14 protein-coding genes are annotated in these 13,594 nt (G+C 71.0%); 6 read left to right on the forward strand and 8 right to left on the reverse strand.

The window, feature by feature from the left end; all coding sequences use genetic code 11:
• Positions 1–93: 93 nt before the first annotated feature.
• Positions 94–1,983 (reverse strand): serine/threonine-protein kinase, encoded by a 1,890-nt coding sequence (locus OG766_RS19255; protein ID WP_266381063.1) that lies wholly within the window; start codon positions 1,981–1,983, stop codon positions 94–96.
• 223 nt (positions 1,984–2,206) lie between these two features.
• Between OG766_RS19255 and OG766_RS19260 the strand changes: the two genes are divergently transcribed.
• Together OG766_RS19260 and OG766_RS19265 are read left to right on the forward strand one after the other, a co-directional pair.
• Positions 2,207–3,082, forward strand: a complete 876-nt coding sequence (locus OG766_RS19260) for a glycoside hydrolase family 19 protein (RefSeq protein WP_266381064.1) — start codon at positions 2,207–2,209, stop codon at positions 3,080–3,082.
• 108 nt (positions 3,083–3,190) lie between these two features.
• Positions 3,191–3,799, forward strand: coding sequence for a hypothetical protein (locus tag OG766_RS19265; RefSeq protein WP_328725860.1), 609 nt, complete (start codon positions 3,191–3,193; stop codon positions 3,797–3,799).
• Between the two features lie 14 nt (positions 3,800–3,813).
• On the opposite strand, the gene OG766_RS19270 is transcribed toward OG766_RS19265, so the two are convergent.
• From OG766_RS19270 to OG766_RS19285, 4 genes are all read right to left on the reverse strand, one after another.
• The gene (locus tag OG766_RS19270; protein WP_328725861.1) at positions 3,814–4,644 is read right to left on the reverse strand and encodes an alpha/beta fold hydrolase; all 831 of its coding nucleotides are present in this window, start codon (positions 4,642–4,644) and stop codon (positions 3,814–3,816) included.
• Between the two features lie 126 nt (positions 4,645–4,770).
• On the reverse strand, positions 4,771–5,652 hold the full coding sequence (gene sigJ / locus OG766_RS19275) for an RNA polymerase sigma factor SigJ (protein WP_266381066.1): 882 nt from the start codon (positions 5,650–5,652) through the stop codon (positions 4,771–4,773).
• Positions 5,649–5,837 (reverse strand): DUF397 domain-containing protein, encoded by a 189-nt coding sequence (locus tag OG766_RS19280; protein ID WP_266381067.1) that lies wholly within the window; start codon positions 5,835–5,837, stop codon positions 5,649–5,651. The genes sigJ and OG766_RS19280 overlap by 4 nt, the downstream gene beginning before the upstream one ends.
• Positions 5,834–6,670, reverse strand: coding sequence for a helix-turn-helix domain-containing protein (locus OG766_RS19285; RefSeq protein ID WP_266381068.1), 837 nt, complete (start codon positions 6,668–6,670; stop codon positions 5,834–5,836). The genes OG766_RS19280 and OG766_RS19285 overlap by 4 nt, the downstream gene beginning before the upstream one ends.
• A gap of 155 nt (positions 6,671–6,825) precedes the next feature.
• Here OG766_RS19285 and OG766_RS19290 point away from each other — a divergent pair, with 155 nt between their 5' ends.
• Both OG766_RS19290 and OG766_RS19295 read left to right on the forward strand, forming a co-directional pair.
• On the forward strand, positions 6,826–7,233 hold the full coding sequence (locus OG766_RS19290; RefSeq protein WP_266381069.1) for a hypothetical protein: 408 nt from the start codon (positions 6,826–6,828) through the stop codon (positions 7,231–7,233).
• A gap of 57 nt (positions 7,234–7,290) precedes the next feature.
• Positions 7,291–8,418 carry a CapA family protein gene (locus OG766_RS19295; RefSeq protein ID WP_266381070.1) on the forward strand — a complete coding sequence of 376 codons (1,128 nt, stop codon included), beginning with the start codon at positions 7,291–7,293 and terminating at the stop codon, positions 8,416–8,418.
• Here OG766_RS19295 and OG766_RS19300 read toward each other — a convergent pair whose 3' ends face one another.
• Positions 8,419–10,170, reverse strand: coding sequence for a serine/threonine-protein kinase (locus OG766_RS19300; RefSeq protein WP_266381071.1), 1,752 nt, complete (start codon positions 10,168–10,170; stop codon positions 8,419–8,421).
• A 177-nt stretch (positions 10,171–10,347) separates the two neighbouring features.
• Here OG766_RS19300 and OG766_RS19305 point away from each other — a divergent pair, with 177 nt between their 5' ends.
• A complete protein-coding gene (locus OG766_RS19305) occupies positions 10,348–10,860 on the forward strand; it encodes a VOC family protein (protein WP_266381072.1) in 513 nt (170 codons plus the stop codon).
• Here OG766_RS19305 and OG766_RS19310 read toward each other — a convergent pair.
• Together OG766_RS19310 and OG766_RS19315 are read right to left on the reverse strand one after the other, a co-directional pair.
• Complete coding sequence (locus tag OG766_RS19310; protein WP_266381073.1) at positions 10,799–11,302, reverse strand: MarR family winged helix-turn-helix transcriptional regulator; 504 nt, start codon at positions 11,300–11,302, stop codon at positions 10,799–10,801. The two genes, OG766_RS19305 and OG766_RS19310, sit on opposite strands and share 62 nt — an antisense overlap.
• Entirely contained in the window at positions 11,299–11,886 is a 588-nt protein-coding gene (locus tag OG766_RS19315; protein ID WP_266381074.1) for a DJ-1/PfpI family protein, read from the reverse strand. The genes OG766_RS19310 and OG766_RS19315 overlap by 4 nt, the downstream gene beginning before the upstream one ends.
• A 198-nt stretch (positions 11,887–12,084) precedes the next feature.
• Between OG766_RS19315 and OG766_RS19320 the strand changes: the two genes are divergently transcribed.
• A complete protein-coding gene (locus OG766_RS19320; RefSeq protein ID WP_266381075.1) occupies positions 12,085–13,455 on the forward strand; it encodes an aspartate aminotransferase family protein in 1,371 nt (456 codons plus the stop codon).
• The last annotated feature ends 139 nt before the right edge of the window (positions 13,456–13,594 follow it).

The raw sequence follows: 13,594 nt of genomic DNA on the forward strand, positions 1-13,594 counted from the left end.
GTCGGCTGATGTTCGCCGCGCGTTCAGGAGGCGCCCGTCCAAGGTGCTGGTTCGGGACGCGCCGGACACGGGACGCGCCGGACACGGGACGGCTCAGCGGCGGAAGTACTCCCCGGGCTCCCCGTCCAGCCCCATCCCGTACATGAGCAGTCGCTCCTTGCCCTTGAAGCGGTCGATGCGCAGGCTCTGCGCGGCGCCGTCCGGTGCGCAGTCGGCGTCGGAGGCGCGGGGGTCGGGCACGCGCGGGCCGATGACGAGCAGATTGCCGACGCCGCCCAGGATCGCCGTGCTCGCGCAGTTGACGGTGCCTTCGAGCGGTTCCCCGGTCGTCTCGTCCATCTTCGGGTACGAGTCCTGGAAGCGGACCAGCGGGGCGCCGACGGGGCCCTGGGTGATGGTGACGGTGTTGTCGAACAGCTCGTTCTGGTCGCCGCCGGCGAGCTCGTCGAAGTGCTGCTTCCAGGTGCCCACGAAGGCCGCGGGGACGATCTGCGGGCCGGTCCTCGCCCTGCGGAAGGTGGCGGTGACGGCGCCGGACGTCCATTCCATGACGTCCTGGGAGCGCATGGTGAGCGTCTGGTGCGCGGCGGGGAGGCACTCCCCGGCCGGGACGCTCGTGGTCACGTCGCTCTCGCCGAAGACGATGGCGTCGTCGTCCGCCGAGACGAGGACCGACCGCCCCATGCACAGCCGTTCGCCGGTGACCTGGACGTACACGCCGGTCTTGCTGCCCTTGCGGCCCTGGCTGATCTCGATACGGCTGGTCGACTTGGGGCTGTCGTCGCTGCCCTTCAGCACGCCTTCCCAGGCGCCGACGAAGACGTCCGGGACGTCCCCGGCCGTCGTCGGGCCAGGGGTCTTGCCGGTCTTGCCGCTGCCGGTGGCGCCGCCGGGCGGCTCCTCGTACGACTCGGGGGACCGGTCCGGCCAGTAGGTGGCGGCCAGCGCGCCACCGCCCGCGAGCACCGCCACCGCGCAGCCGGCCGCGAGGACGGTACGCCAACGGCGCCACCGGGGCGGCCCGTCGACCTGGGTGCCGGGCGCGGGCGCGCCCGGGGCGCCCGCCGTGTCCTGCGCGCGCAGGCCCTGCGTCGGGGTTTCCGCGTCCAGCAGCCTGGCCGCCTGCTCGCCCAGCCGGGCCAGCAACTCCGGCGGCAGCCAGGCGCCGCCGGACACGGGGGCGGCCTGCGCCAGCCGCGCGGCCGAGGGGCGGAGTGCGGGGTCCTTGTCGAGGCACGCCCGTACGAGCGGGCCCAGTTCGTCGGGCAGGCCCTCCAGGTCCGGTTCGTCGTGCGCGATCCGGAACATGATCGCGTGCACACCGCTGTCGGACGCACCGAACGGCTGCCGCCCGGTGGCCGCGTAGGCGAGCACCGCCCCGATGCAGAAGATGTCGGAGGCGGCGGTGACCTTCTCACCGCGCACCTGCTCGGGAGACATGAAGCCGGGCGAGCCGACGACCGCGCCCGTGCTGGTGAGGCCCCCGTCGGTGACGGTGTCCACGGCGCGCGCGATCCCGAAGTCGATGATCCGCGGGCCTTCCACGGCCAGCAGGATGTTGGACGGCTTCAGGTCGCGGTGCACGAGCCCGGCGGCGTGGATGTGCTCCAGGGCCTGTCCGAGCCCGGCGGCGAGGGTGCGCACCGAGTCCGGCGGCAGCGGCCCCTCCTCGTCCACGACGGTCTTCAGCGCCGGCCCGGGTACGTAGGCGACCGCCACCCACGGCGGGTCCCCTGCCGTGTCGGAGCCGATCACGGGCGCGGTGCCGGTGCCGCCGACGCGTTCCAGCGCGGCGACCTCACGGGCGAAGCGCAGCCTGAACTCCTGCTCCGCGGCGAGTTGCGGATGCACGACCTTGACGGCGACCGTGCGTCCGCCCTCGGAACGGGCCAGGTACACCCGGCCCATGCCACCGGTGCCGAGCCGGCCGAGGAGGCGGAACGGGCCGATGCGGTCCGGGTCTTCGGGCGTCAGCGGGTCCACGCCCGGATCTTCGCACACCGCACCTTCGGGACGCCGGGTCTCCGCTTACCGGGACCGCCTGCGGACTGGGTCACTTCGACAATCATGGTCTAGACCCTTGACAGGTCCAGACCATTCCCGGTTCAGTGCTCAACACGCCCCATGGCAACGCACGTTGGACACCGCCTGCACCTGAGGCACCCCTGCTTCCCCCACATCCCCCCACAGGGAAAGGTCGATAACGTTGTCACGACGCATTCTCACCCTGCTCGCCGCCTTCGCGGCGGTACTCGGGCTCGCGGTCTTCGTTCCCTCGACCGCGTCCGCGGCCGAGTGTTCCGCGCCCTGGAACTCCTCCTCCGTCTACACCGGGGGCATGACCGCCTCCCACAACGGCCACAACTGGCTGGCCAAGTGGTGGACCCAGAACGAGACCCCCGGCTCCGCCGACGTCTGGGCCGACCAGGGCAGCTGCGGCGGTGGCGGCAACCCGAACCCCTCGGGGTTCGTCGTCAGCGAGGCGCAGTTCAACCAGATGTTCCCGAACCGGAATTCGTTCTACACGTACAGCGGGCTGACCACGGCGATGAGCGCCTACCCGGCCTTCGCCAACACCGGCAGCGACACGGTCAAGAAGCAGGAGGCCGCGGCCTTCCTCGCGAACGTCTCGCACGAGACGGGCGGCCTGGTCCACATCGTCGAGCAGAACACCGCGAACTACCCGCACTACTGCGACTGGAGCCAGCCCTACGGCTGCCCGGCCGGCCAGGCCGCGTACTACGGCCGCGGCCCCATCCAGCTCAGCTGGAACTTCAACTACAAGGCCGCGGGTGACGCACTCGGCATCGACCTGCTGGGCAACCCCTGGCGCGTCGAGCAGGACGCGGCCGTCGCCTGGAAGACCGGACTCTGGTACTGGAACACGCAGAGCGGCCCCGGCACGATGACCGGCCACAACGCGATGGTCAACCAGGCCGGCTTCGGCCACACGATCCGCTCGATCAACGGCTCCCTGGAATGCGACGGCGGCAACCCGGGGCAGGTCCAGAGCCGAGTCGACAACTACACCCGCTTCACCCAGATCCTGGGCGTCCCGACGGGCGGCAACCTGTACTGCTGAGCCCTGAGCGCGATGCGCAAGACGGGGGCGCCACGGTCACGAACCGTGGCGCCCCCGCTTCCTTGGTTACGCTCGGGCCGCCGCCGGTACCGATCAGCAAGGAGCGCAATGCATTCCGCCACGACCCCGTTCACGTTGCACCCCTGGAAACAGGGCAACAGGCACGAGCGGAGGTCCGGCTGGCAAGGAACGTCGGTGGAGTTCGGCGACATCACGGTGACCTGCCCACTGCCCAGGAACCAGCCGGGGATCGTCATATCCGAGGTGAGCGGCGGATCGATCCCCACAGCATCCTTCGAATCGCGCGGCATTCACACGGACGCGGCGGTACTGCCGACGCTCAACCGCGCGACGCTCCGGCTCGGGGACGCCCTGGTCCACATGACGAGGAACCGCTGGGCGCTGACGCATCGAGGGCGGGCGCTCCATCTGAGGTACGGCGGCGACAAGTACCGGCTGTGGGCGGTCAACCGTCGCGCGTACGTCCTCTCCAGGGCCGCGGACGACGAGGACTCGGGGGTCACCGTCACGGTGAAGGGATCGGGCCGAGGGAAGAAGAGGCAGATGGCGGTGAACGTGGCGGGCCGCGCTGTCGCCGCGGACATCGTGCTCGCCACGCTCTTCGCCGGTATCGACAGGTCCACTCTCACCCGGCGGGGAACCGTGCGGGCGGCCGTGTCGAGGACGGTCGGGATCTACGCCGAATCCCAGTACTGAGCCCAGTGACGAACTCACTCCTGCAAGAACGCCAACAGGTCTGGGTTCAGGACTTCCGGGTGGGTCGACAGCATGCCGTGGGGGAGCCCTTCGTAGCTCTTCAGGGTGCTGTCCTTCAGTCGCTCGGCCGACAACGGGCCCGCGTCCGCGTACGGCACGATCTGGTCGTCGGTGCCGTGGGCGACGAGGACCGGGACGTCGATCGCTGCGAGGTCCTCGTTGAAGTCGGTTTCGGAGAACGCCTTGATGCACTCGTAGTGGGCGTTGGCCGCACCCATCATTCCCTGCCGCCACCAGTTGTCGATCAATCCCTGCGACACCTTCGCGCCGGGCCGGTTGAAGCCGTAGAACGGACCGGTCGGCACTTCGATGAAGAACTGCGAGCGATTGGCGGCGAGGGCCGCGCGCATTTCGTCGAAGGCCTCGATCGGCAGTCCGCCGGGGTTGGCGTCCGACTTGACCATGATCGGCGGCACCGCGCTGACGAGCACGGCCTTCCCCACCCGGCCCGGCTTGGCGCGCGCGACATACCGTGCGACCTCGCCGCCGCCTGTCGAGTGCCCGATGTGGAAGGCCCCTTGCAGATCGAGCGCGTCCGTCAGCGCCGCCACATCGGCGGCATAGGTGTCCATCTCATGACCGGTCGCGGTCTGGCTGGAGCGCCCGTGGCCACGTCGGTCGTGGGCGATCACCCGATAGCCGTGCCCGAGGAAGAACAGCATCTGGTTGTCCCAGTCATCGGCGCTGAGCGGCCAGCCATGGTGGAAGACGATCGCCTGGCCGTCGCGCGGACCCCAGTCCTTGTAGAAGATCTTGGTGCCGTCCTGAGTGGTGACGCTACCCATCGTGTTCGCCCTTCCTACGACCTGGTTCCGCACCGGAAGGCGTCGGTGAGCTGCAGAACGGACTGCCGCCGCGACGCGGAATGCCCCCTTTCGACCGTATGGCCGAAAGGGGCACGCCGCCACATGTCAGTCGCCCAGGGCCGCCAGGTCCAGCCGTGCCAGTCGTTCCGGGTCGGTGAGGATGTCGATCCGGACGACCTTGCCGCCCACGATGGCCAAGGACATGACCGAGAGCGCCTTGCCCTCGGGCGCCGCGACCATGCCCACCGTGCCGTTGACGAGGGCGAGGCGGGCGAGCGGGGCGAAGCGCTGGTACGTGATCGCCTGGCCGGCGACGTTCTCCGCGCCGTGGACCAGCTTCGTCGTGGCCGCCGCCAGGACGCCGCCGTCCACCCGCAGGACCACGTCCGGGTCGAGCAGCGACAGCAGGGCGTCGAAGTCGCCACCGCGCGACGCGGCGATCCACGCGTCCACGACCTCACGCTGCCGCGCCAGATCGGGGTCCGGCACGGGTGCCTCGCCCACCCGCCGCCGCCCGCGGCTCGCGAGCTGCCGCGTCGCCGCGACCGACTTGCCGACGATCGGCGCGATCTCGTCGAACGGCACGGCGAACATGTCGTGCAGCACGAAGGCCAGCCGCTCCGCGGGCGCGAGCGTGTCGAGGACGACGAGCATCGCGAGGCCGACGGAGTCGGTGACGAGCGCCTCCGCCTCCGGGTCGGTGCCGCTGAGGCTGCTGATGACCGGGTCGGGCACGTAGACGTCGAGCGGGTCCTCACGGCGCGACGTACGCGACCGCAGCATGTCCAGGCATACGCGGCCCACGACCGTCGTCAGCCAGCCGCCCAGGTTCTCCACGGCATCCGCGTCCGAGCGGCTGAGCCGCAGCCACGCCTCCTGGACGGCGTCATCGGCCTCGCTCAACGAGCCGAGCATGCGGTATCCCACGGCCCGGAGATGAGACCGATGCTCCTCGAAGCGCTGCGCCAGCAGCTCGTCGTCGGTCACTTCGCCCAGTCGAGGAACGCCGACCAGGCGGTGGGTGCCACGGCGAAGGTGGGGCCGTCGGTGGCCTTGGAGTCGCGGAGGTGGATGGTGTGCGACGACTCAGGCTGGTCGAAGGCGACCTCGACGCAGCTGCCGCCGCTGTCATCGCTGTAGCTGGACTTGAACCACCGCAGGCTGTCGCTCATCTCTGCTCTCCCGCCAACTGCTGGATGAGGCCCAGCGATTCCCGGGGATCCAGGGCCTGTGCTCGGATCCTCGCATACCGCTGGAACAACGTACTCACCTTTGCGGGGTCCCTGATCAGCAGGCTCTCGCCCTGCATCTCCAGATAGGCCAGGCGGTCGTGCTCGGGCGTCTCGACCAGTTCCAGCCCGCCGCGTGCACCCGCGTACTCGCCGCTGAGCCCGGCGTCCAAGGGCAGCACCTGAAGGGTGACGTTGCGCCGCCTCGCGCACTCGGCGAGGTACAGCAGTTGCTCCCGCATGATCTCCTCGGTGCCGATCTTCCGCTTCAGCGCGGACTCCTCGAGAACCAGCTCGATCGTCGCCATGGGCTGCCGGTCGAAGAGCGCCTTGCGCGCCGTTCGCGCCTCGACCAGTTCCTCCACGCGCTGGTCGGACAGTGGTGGATACCCGCCGCCGATCAAGGCTCGTGCGTACGCGTCCGTCTGGAAGAGGCCGTGGACGACGGTGATCGCGTACAGATGCAGCGCAACCGCCTTCTGCTCCAGGCCCGCGTAGTCCTTGAACTGCGGCGGGTACTTCTCCATCCGCATGTACACCCGCGCCTGCTCGAAGATCTCCAGCCCGTCCCCGAGCACCTGCTCCAGCTTGACGAGCATCTCGTCGCTCGCCGGCTGCGCACACGTCTCCATCGCGCTCACCGCCGCCGCCGAGAAGCCCATTTCCCTGCCGAGCTGTTCCTGCGTCCATCCCTTTCGTACGCGGAGCTTTCGCGCCACGTCCGCCACCAGTCGCGCTGTCGGACTCGCCGATTCCTTGTTTTCCGCTCGCGCCATTGCGATCCCGTTCTGACTCAACCGGTCTCAACCGGTCACTACCCGGCCCCGCCGAACTCGACCCGCCTCGACGGGCCTTGGCGCAGGTCAAAAGGGGTGCGACGGGCTCGCCCGGGTCATGGAAAACGCTAACCGCACGTGGTCAGACTGGAGTTGTGAATGCGCAAACTCGCGGGGCGAGCATCGACTGGATTCCCGATTCCGGATTCCAGCTCCGAAAGGCCGGCGTGCATTTCGACGCGGTACGTGTCGACGGCGACGACGGGCGCCGGCTGGCCGATCTGATGGTCCGGATGACGGGCGGTGATCCCGGGCCCGTCGTCACCGAGGCGAACGGCTGCCGGGGCGTGTACTTCCTCCTCCCGGCGGCCAGTACGGTCAACCGCTCCTGGCCGCGCGGGGTGATCCGGTACAACTCGGCCATGGGGTGCGCCGGTTACGTGCCCGTACCCGCGCTCGAAGGTCCGACCTGGCCGCTGGCCTGGCGTTTCCCGCCCGCCGGGGACGGACGCTTCGTGCATCCGCTGCTCCTGCGTACGGCGGCCACCGAGCTGCTGGGCTGACGGCCGTGGACTGTTCGTACATCTGTATAAAGCATCTGTAAGTGCAAAAATTGGGCCATGGCCGGGCAAGCCCTCGTGACGCTGTTCCTGTGCGGCGATGTCATGTCGGGCCGGGGCGTCGACCAGATCCTGCCGCACCCCGGTGATCCCGTCCTGCGCGAGGGCTACATCCGGGACGCCCGCGACTACGTGGCGCTCGCCGAGGCCGTGAACGGAGTGATTCCGCAGCCCGTGGACTACGCCTGGCCCTGGGGCGCCGCACTGGACGTGCTCGACCGGTTCGCGCCGGATGTGCGGGTGATCGACCTGGAGAGCAGTGTCACGACGAGTGACGAGTTCGCGCAGGGCAAGGCGGTGACGTACCGGATGCATCCGGACAACGTTCCGTGTCTGGCGGCCGCGCGGCCCGATGTGTGTGCGCTGGCCAACAACCATGTCCTCGACTTCGGGCGGCGCGGACTGGAGGAGACCCTGGCGGCGCTGAACCGTGCCGGTCTGCGGCCGGCCGGGGCCGGGCGGAACAGGGACGAGGCACAGCGACCGGTCCCGGTGCCGACGAACGCGGGCGGGCGGGTACTCGTCCTGTCCTGCGGGATGGCGTCCGCGGGGATCCCGTCCCGCTGGGCGGCGGGGGAGGGCCGGCCGGGCGTCGACTTCGTGCCCGATCTCTCCGCCCGCAGCGCCGACGCGCTCGTACGGCGGCTGCGGGCGGTCCGCGAGCCCGGCGATCTGACCGTCGTCTCCATCCACTGGGGCTCGAACTGGGGATACGGGGTTTCACAGAGCCAGAGCGCGTTCGCCCACCGGCTCGTCGACGGCGGAGTGGACCTCGTCCACGGTCACTCCTCGCACCATCCGCGGCCGATCCAGGTCTACCGGGGCAAGCTCATCCTGTACGGCTGCGGCGACCTCATCGACGACTACGAAGGCATCTCCGGCTACGAGCGCTACCGCGACGACCTGCGGCTGCTGTACTTCCCGGCCCTGGAGGCGGAGACGGGCGAACTGGCCGCGCTGCGGATCGTCCCGATGCAGGCCCGCCAGATGCGGCTCCACCACGCCTCGGCGGCGGACTCCGGCTGGCTCTGCGAGGTCCTGAGCAGGGCAGGGCGCGCGTTCGGCACGCAGGTGGAGCCCGAGCTCGGCGGGGGCGGGACGCTCACGCTCCGCTGGTCCCGCCACTGATCACTCCACCTTCGTGTACGTCAGCGGGGCTCCGCCGGAGCCGACGAGCTCGCGGACGATCGTGCGGTCGTCGGGCATGTCGAGACGGCTCCACTCGCCGGGGGCGCAGCTTTGACGATCACCGAAGGTGACCTGGGTGGGGCCGAGTTCGAGGGGCGGGCCCGGGTCGCGGAGGGTGGCGGACCAGGCACAGTCGTAGGTGGCGCTCGTGCCGGTGAGGGTCATGACCGTGTCGCCGGTCGAGCCGCGGGTGATGGTCATGACGCGGGTGTTGGTGTTGCCGTCGGCGGTGGTGAAGGCCGCCTGCCAGGTGCCCACGTACTCCTGGGGAACGGTCCCGGGGCCGGTGGTGGGCGATGCTTCGGGCGACTTCGGGGACGACTCCGCGGTCGCGGGGCTCCCCGAGGCCGACGGGCCGGGCACCGGCGGGTTCTTCTTGTGCCCTGAGCCGTTCATGAGCGCGTACACCGAAGTGCCGGCGGCGACCGCGACGACCACGGCGACGGCGACGAGGGCCACCGTGCCGCGGGCGTTGGGGCGCGGCGGCTCGGGGGCGGGCGGCAGCGGGACGTAGACGGGATGGGAGACGTACGGGGGCGGCGTCGGAGGGCCGGGCATCGTGGGAAGGGCGTGCACCGCGGGCACACCCGGAGGAGCGGTACCCGGCGGGGTCAGTGGCGGAGGAGCAGCCCCCGGAGGAGCGGTCCCCTGAGGACCAGGGACGGGAGGAGTCGGTGCCGACGGGTCCGGGAAGCTCTCCGGGTGCTCGACCTCCAGCAGTTTCACGGCATGGCTGCCCAGTTGGGCGATGAGCGATCCGGGAAGCCACGGCACCGTGGAGTCCTGCGACACGCCACCGGCCCGCTCCAGGATCTGCTCCAGCGTGGGCCGGGAGCCGGGCTCCTTGTGCAGGCAGTCGCGTATCAGGTCCCGCAGCCCGTCCGGGACGCCGGAGAGATCCGGCTCCTCTTCGGCGATCCGGAACATCTGGGCGTGCACTCCGCTGTCCGCCGAGCCGAACGGCAGCCGCCCGCTCGCCGCGTACGCGAGGACCGAGCCCAGGCAGAACACGTCGCAGGCCGGGGTGATCCGGTCCCCGCGCACCTGCTCGGGGGCCATGAACCCGGGTGAACCGACCAGCGCTCCCGTGCGGGTGAGCCCGCCGTCCGTGACGGTCTCCAGGGCGCGGGCGATTCCGAAGTCGATGACGCGGGGGCCGTCGATGGTGACCAGCACGTTGGAGGGCTTGAGGTCGCGGTGGACGATGCCGGCGCGGTGGATGTCCGTCAGGGCGCGGGCGAGGCCGACGCCGAGGGTGCGTACGGAATGCTCGGGCAGCGGGCCGTGGGCGGCGGGGCCGCTGTCCCGGCCGCCGTCCCAGCCGTCGTCGTCGCCCTGACGGCTGTGGCTCCCGTCGCCCCGGCCGCCGCCCTGGCCGCCGGACACGACGGCGTGGAGCGAGGGCCCGGCGACGTAACCGGTCGCGACCCACGGCACCGCCGCCTCGGTGTCCGCGTCCAGCACCGGCGCGGTCCAGGACCCGCCCACCCGGCGGGCCGCCGCCACCTCCTGGCGGAAGCGGCTGCGGAACTCCTCCTGCTCCGCCAGCTCACGCCGTACGAGCTTGACCGCGACCGTACGGCCCCGGTCCGAGCGGGCGAGATACACCCGGCCCATGCCGCCGGCTCCCAGGCGGGCGAGCAGCCGGTACGCGCCGATGCGCCGCGGATCCCCCGATGCGAGCTGCTCCATGGCCGAGCGGCCCTCCCCCCGAAGTTCGTCACGCGCGTACGCGCGTGCTCGATCGCCTGAGGATAGTGCGCGGGGAAGCGGTCCCCACAGATGGTCGGCACTAGGCCAGAAATCGGCCTAATTCCGGCCTACCTTCTGTCGAGTTGCGATCCCGTAGGCATACGCGAGGAGACAGGCATGACCGTTCAGCCGGTTCCCGAGGGCTACACCACGGTCACGCCGTGGATCATCGGCCATGACACGGCGGGCCTCATCGACTACCTCCAACGGGCCTTCGACGCGGAGGATTTGGGCCGCTTCGAGATGGAGGACGGCACGATCGGGCACGCGGAGCTGCGCATCGGGAACGCGCGGCTGATGGCCTTCGACGGTCCGAAGGGCTGGCCGGCCACCCCCGCCTTCGTGCGGCTGTACGTGCCGGACGCGGAGGAGACGCACCGGCGGGCGGTCGCGGCGGGGGGTACGTCGGTGACGGAGGTGACCCACCTGTACTTCGGCGACAAGGTGGGCCGGGTCCGTGATCCCTACGGCAACGTCTGGTGGATCCAGACACACATCGAGGACGTGGACGAGGCGGAGCTGGAACGGCGGCTGTCCGACCCGGAGTTCGGCGAGTCGATGGCGTACGTCACCGGCTCGCTGGCGCGGGCCGGTGCGAAGCCGGACCATCCTGCCGGTCCGCCGAACTGATCGCGTCCATCGCCTCGGACAGCCGTGTCAGGACCCGCACCGTCTGCTCGAACCGCTCCGGCCCGAGCTCTGCGGCGAGCCGGGCCGCGAGGTCCGCGTGGGCGGGGTCGATCCTCTGGATCGCGGCCCGGCCCTCGGCGGTGGGCCGCAGCAGTTTGGCGCGGCGGTGCGCCGGGTTCGGGACGTACTCGGCGAGGCCCTTGTCCACCAGCAGGTCGGCGATCCGCTGCACGCTCTGCCGGGTGATGCCCATGGCGCGGGCGACCCCGGCGACGGGCAGGGGCTCGCCGAGCACGGCGCCGAGCACCTGCCACCAGGCGGCGGTCAGCCCGGCGGGGCGGGCCAGTTCCTCGGCGACACCGAGGAACTGGCCGTTGAGCCGGAAGACGCCGAGGGCCGTGGCGCTCAGCAGATCCTGCTGCGCCCGGGGTGCGTCCGTCATGAGTTGAGCTCTTCGTACGCGGCCGGGTCCGAGTCGTGGAACAGCCGGTACCAGGCGTCGAGCCGGGCTCCCTCGAACGCGCCCAGTCTGCCGAGCACTTCACGGGCGAACGCGACGGGCTCGGTCGGGCCGGCCGTGATCAGATCGCCGTCGGTGACGGCGTCGGTGTCGACGTAGTTCCCACCGCCCGCGTAGCCGGTGGCCGCGAGATAGAACGACACGGCGCTGGTGTGCTTCCTGTCGTCCAGCAGTCCCTCCCGCGCCAGCCCGGCCGTGGCCCCGCAGATCGCGGCGACGGGCACGCCCGCGGCCAGGAACTCGCGCGCCTTGCGGGCGAAGGGCGTGAGGTCGTCGCCCGTGTCCCACAGGTCGGCGCCGGGGAGGACGAGCAGCTCGCTGTCCTCGGGCCGCAGCTCGTCGAGGGCGAGCTCGGGCAGGACGCGCAGGCCGCCGATGCTGGTGACCGGCTTGTCGGCGGCGGGGCCGACGGTGCGGACGGGGTGGCCGGTGCGGGCGAGCCAGGCGGTGGCGTGGCCGGTTTCCCAGTCGGCGAAGGTGTCGTAGACGGCGAGATGGACGGTCATGGCGGCCTCCCTGCGGTCGATTGACAGTAAATTGTCATAACGTCAGCATGCTGTCAATGGGTCTGGGTGACTCGCAGGGATCGCTCGCAGGGATCGCTCGCAGTGGTGTCTCCGTCGCGACACCTTGCCCATGAAAGTGGCCGAGGCCATACAAGGTGGCCATGTCGACCGTGACCTGGGCGTCCCTAACCTGGCCGCATGACCCCTCTGACCCCTCATGTCGCTCCCGACCCCCAGGCCGGCGCGGCCGTAAAGGCCGCCGACCGCGCGCACGTCTTCCACTCGTGGTCCGCCCAGGGCCTGATCGACCCGCTCGCCGTGGCCGGCGCGGAGGGTTCGTACTTCTGGGACTACGACGGCAAGCGCTACCTCGACTTCACCAGTGGCCTCGTCTACACCAACATCGGCTACCAGCACCCGAAGGTCGTCGCCGCGATCCAGGAGCAGGCGGGGCGGCTGGCCACGTTCGCGCCCGCGTTCGCCGTCGACGTACGGTCCGAGGCCGCACGCCTCATAGCCGAGCGCACGCCCGGCGACCTGGACAAGATCTTCTTCACCAACGGCGGAGCCGAGGCCGTCGAGAACGCCGTGCGCATGGCCCGGCTGCACACGGGCCGTACGAAGGTGCTCTCCGCCTACCGCTCGTACCACGGCGCCACGTCCACGGCGATCAACCTCACCGGTGACCCGCGGCGCTGGGCCTCCGACACGGCCTCCGCCGGTGTCGTCCACTTCTGGGCGCCGTTCCTCTACCGCTCGCCGTTCTACGCCACGACCGAGGCGGAGGAGTGCGCGCGGGCGCTGACCCACCTCGAGGACACGATCGCGTTCGAGGGTCCCGGGACCATCGCGGCGATCATCCTGGAGACCATCCCCGGCACCGCGGGCATCATGACCCCGCCGCCCGGGTACCTCGCGGGCGTCCGCGAGATCTGCGACCGGCACGGCATCGTCTTCGTCCTCGACGAGGTCATGGCGGGCTTCGGACGGACCGGCACATGGTTCGCCGCCGACCACTACGACGTCGTGCCCGACCTGTTGACCTTCGCGAAGGGCGTGAACTCCGGGTACGTGCCGCTCGGCGGCGTCGCGATCTCGGCGGAGATCGCGGCGACCTTCGACAAGCGGCCCTACCCCGGCGGGCTCACCTACTCCGGTCACCCGCTGGCCTGCGCGGCCGCCGTCGCCACGATCCGGGCGATGGAGGACGAGAAGGTCGTCGAGCACGCGGCGCACATCGGCGAGACCGTCCTCGGCCCGGGCCTGCGCGAACTGGCCGACCGCCACCCGTCGGTCGGCGAGGTCCGCGGCCTCGGCGCCTTCTGGGCGCTCGACCTCGTGCGCGACCGCGAGACCCGCGAGCCGCTCGTCCCGTACAACGCCTCGGGCGAGGCCGCCGCGCCCATGGCCGCCTTCGGCGCCGCCTGCAAGGCCAACGGCCTGTGGCCCTTCATCAACATGAACCGCACCCACGCCGTCCCGGCCTGCAACATCACCGAGGCGGAGGCGAAGGAGGGCCTCGCCGCGCTGGACGCCGCGCTGGCGGTGGCGGACGAGCACACGGCGTAGCCGGCCGCCGCGCGGAGCGCCTGCCCCGGCGCAGGTGCTCCGCCCGGCGTAGGCGCTCCGCCCGGGGCCGGCGTGCCGTGCACAGACAGCCGCACGCCTCCCCTGGCTTAAGGTGTCCGCAACCGGATGGAGGGGACGG

Origin of the sequence: Streptomyces sp. NBC_00259 (assembly GCF_036181745.1) — a bacterium.
Taxonomy (GTDB): domain Bacteria; phylum Actinomycetota; class Actinomycetes; order Streptomycetales; family Streptomycetaceae; genus Streptomyces; species Streptomyces pratisoli.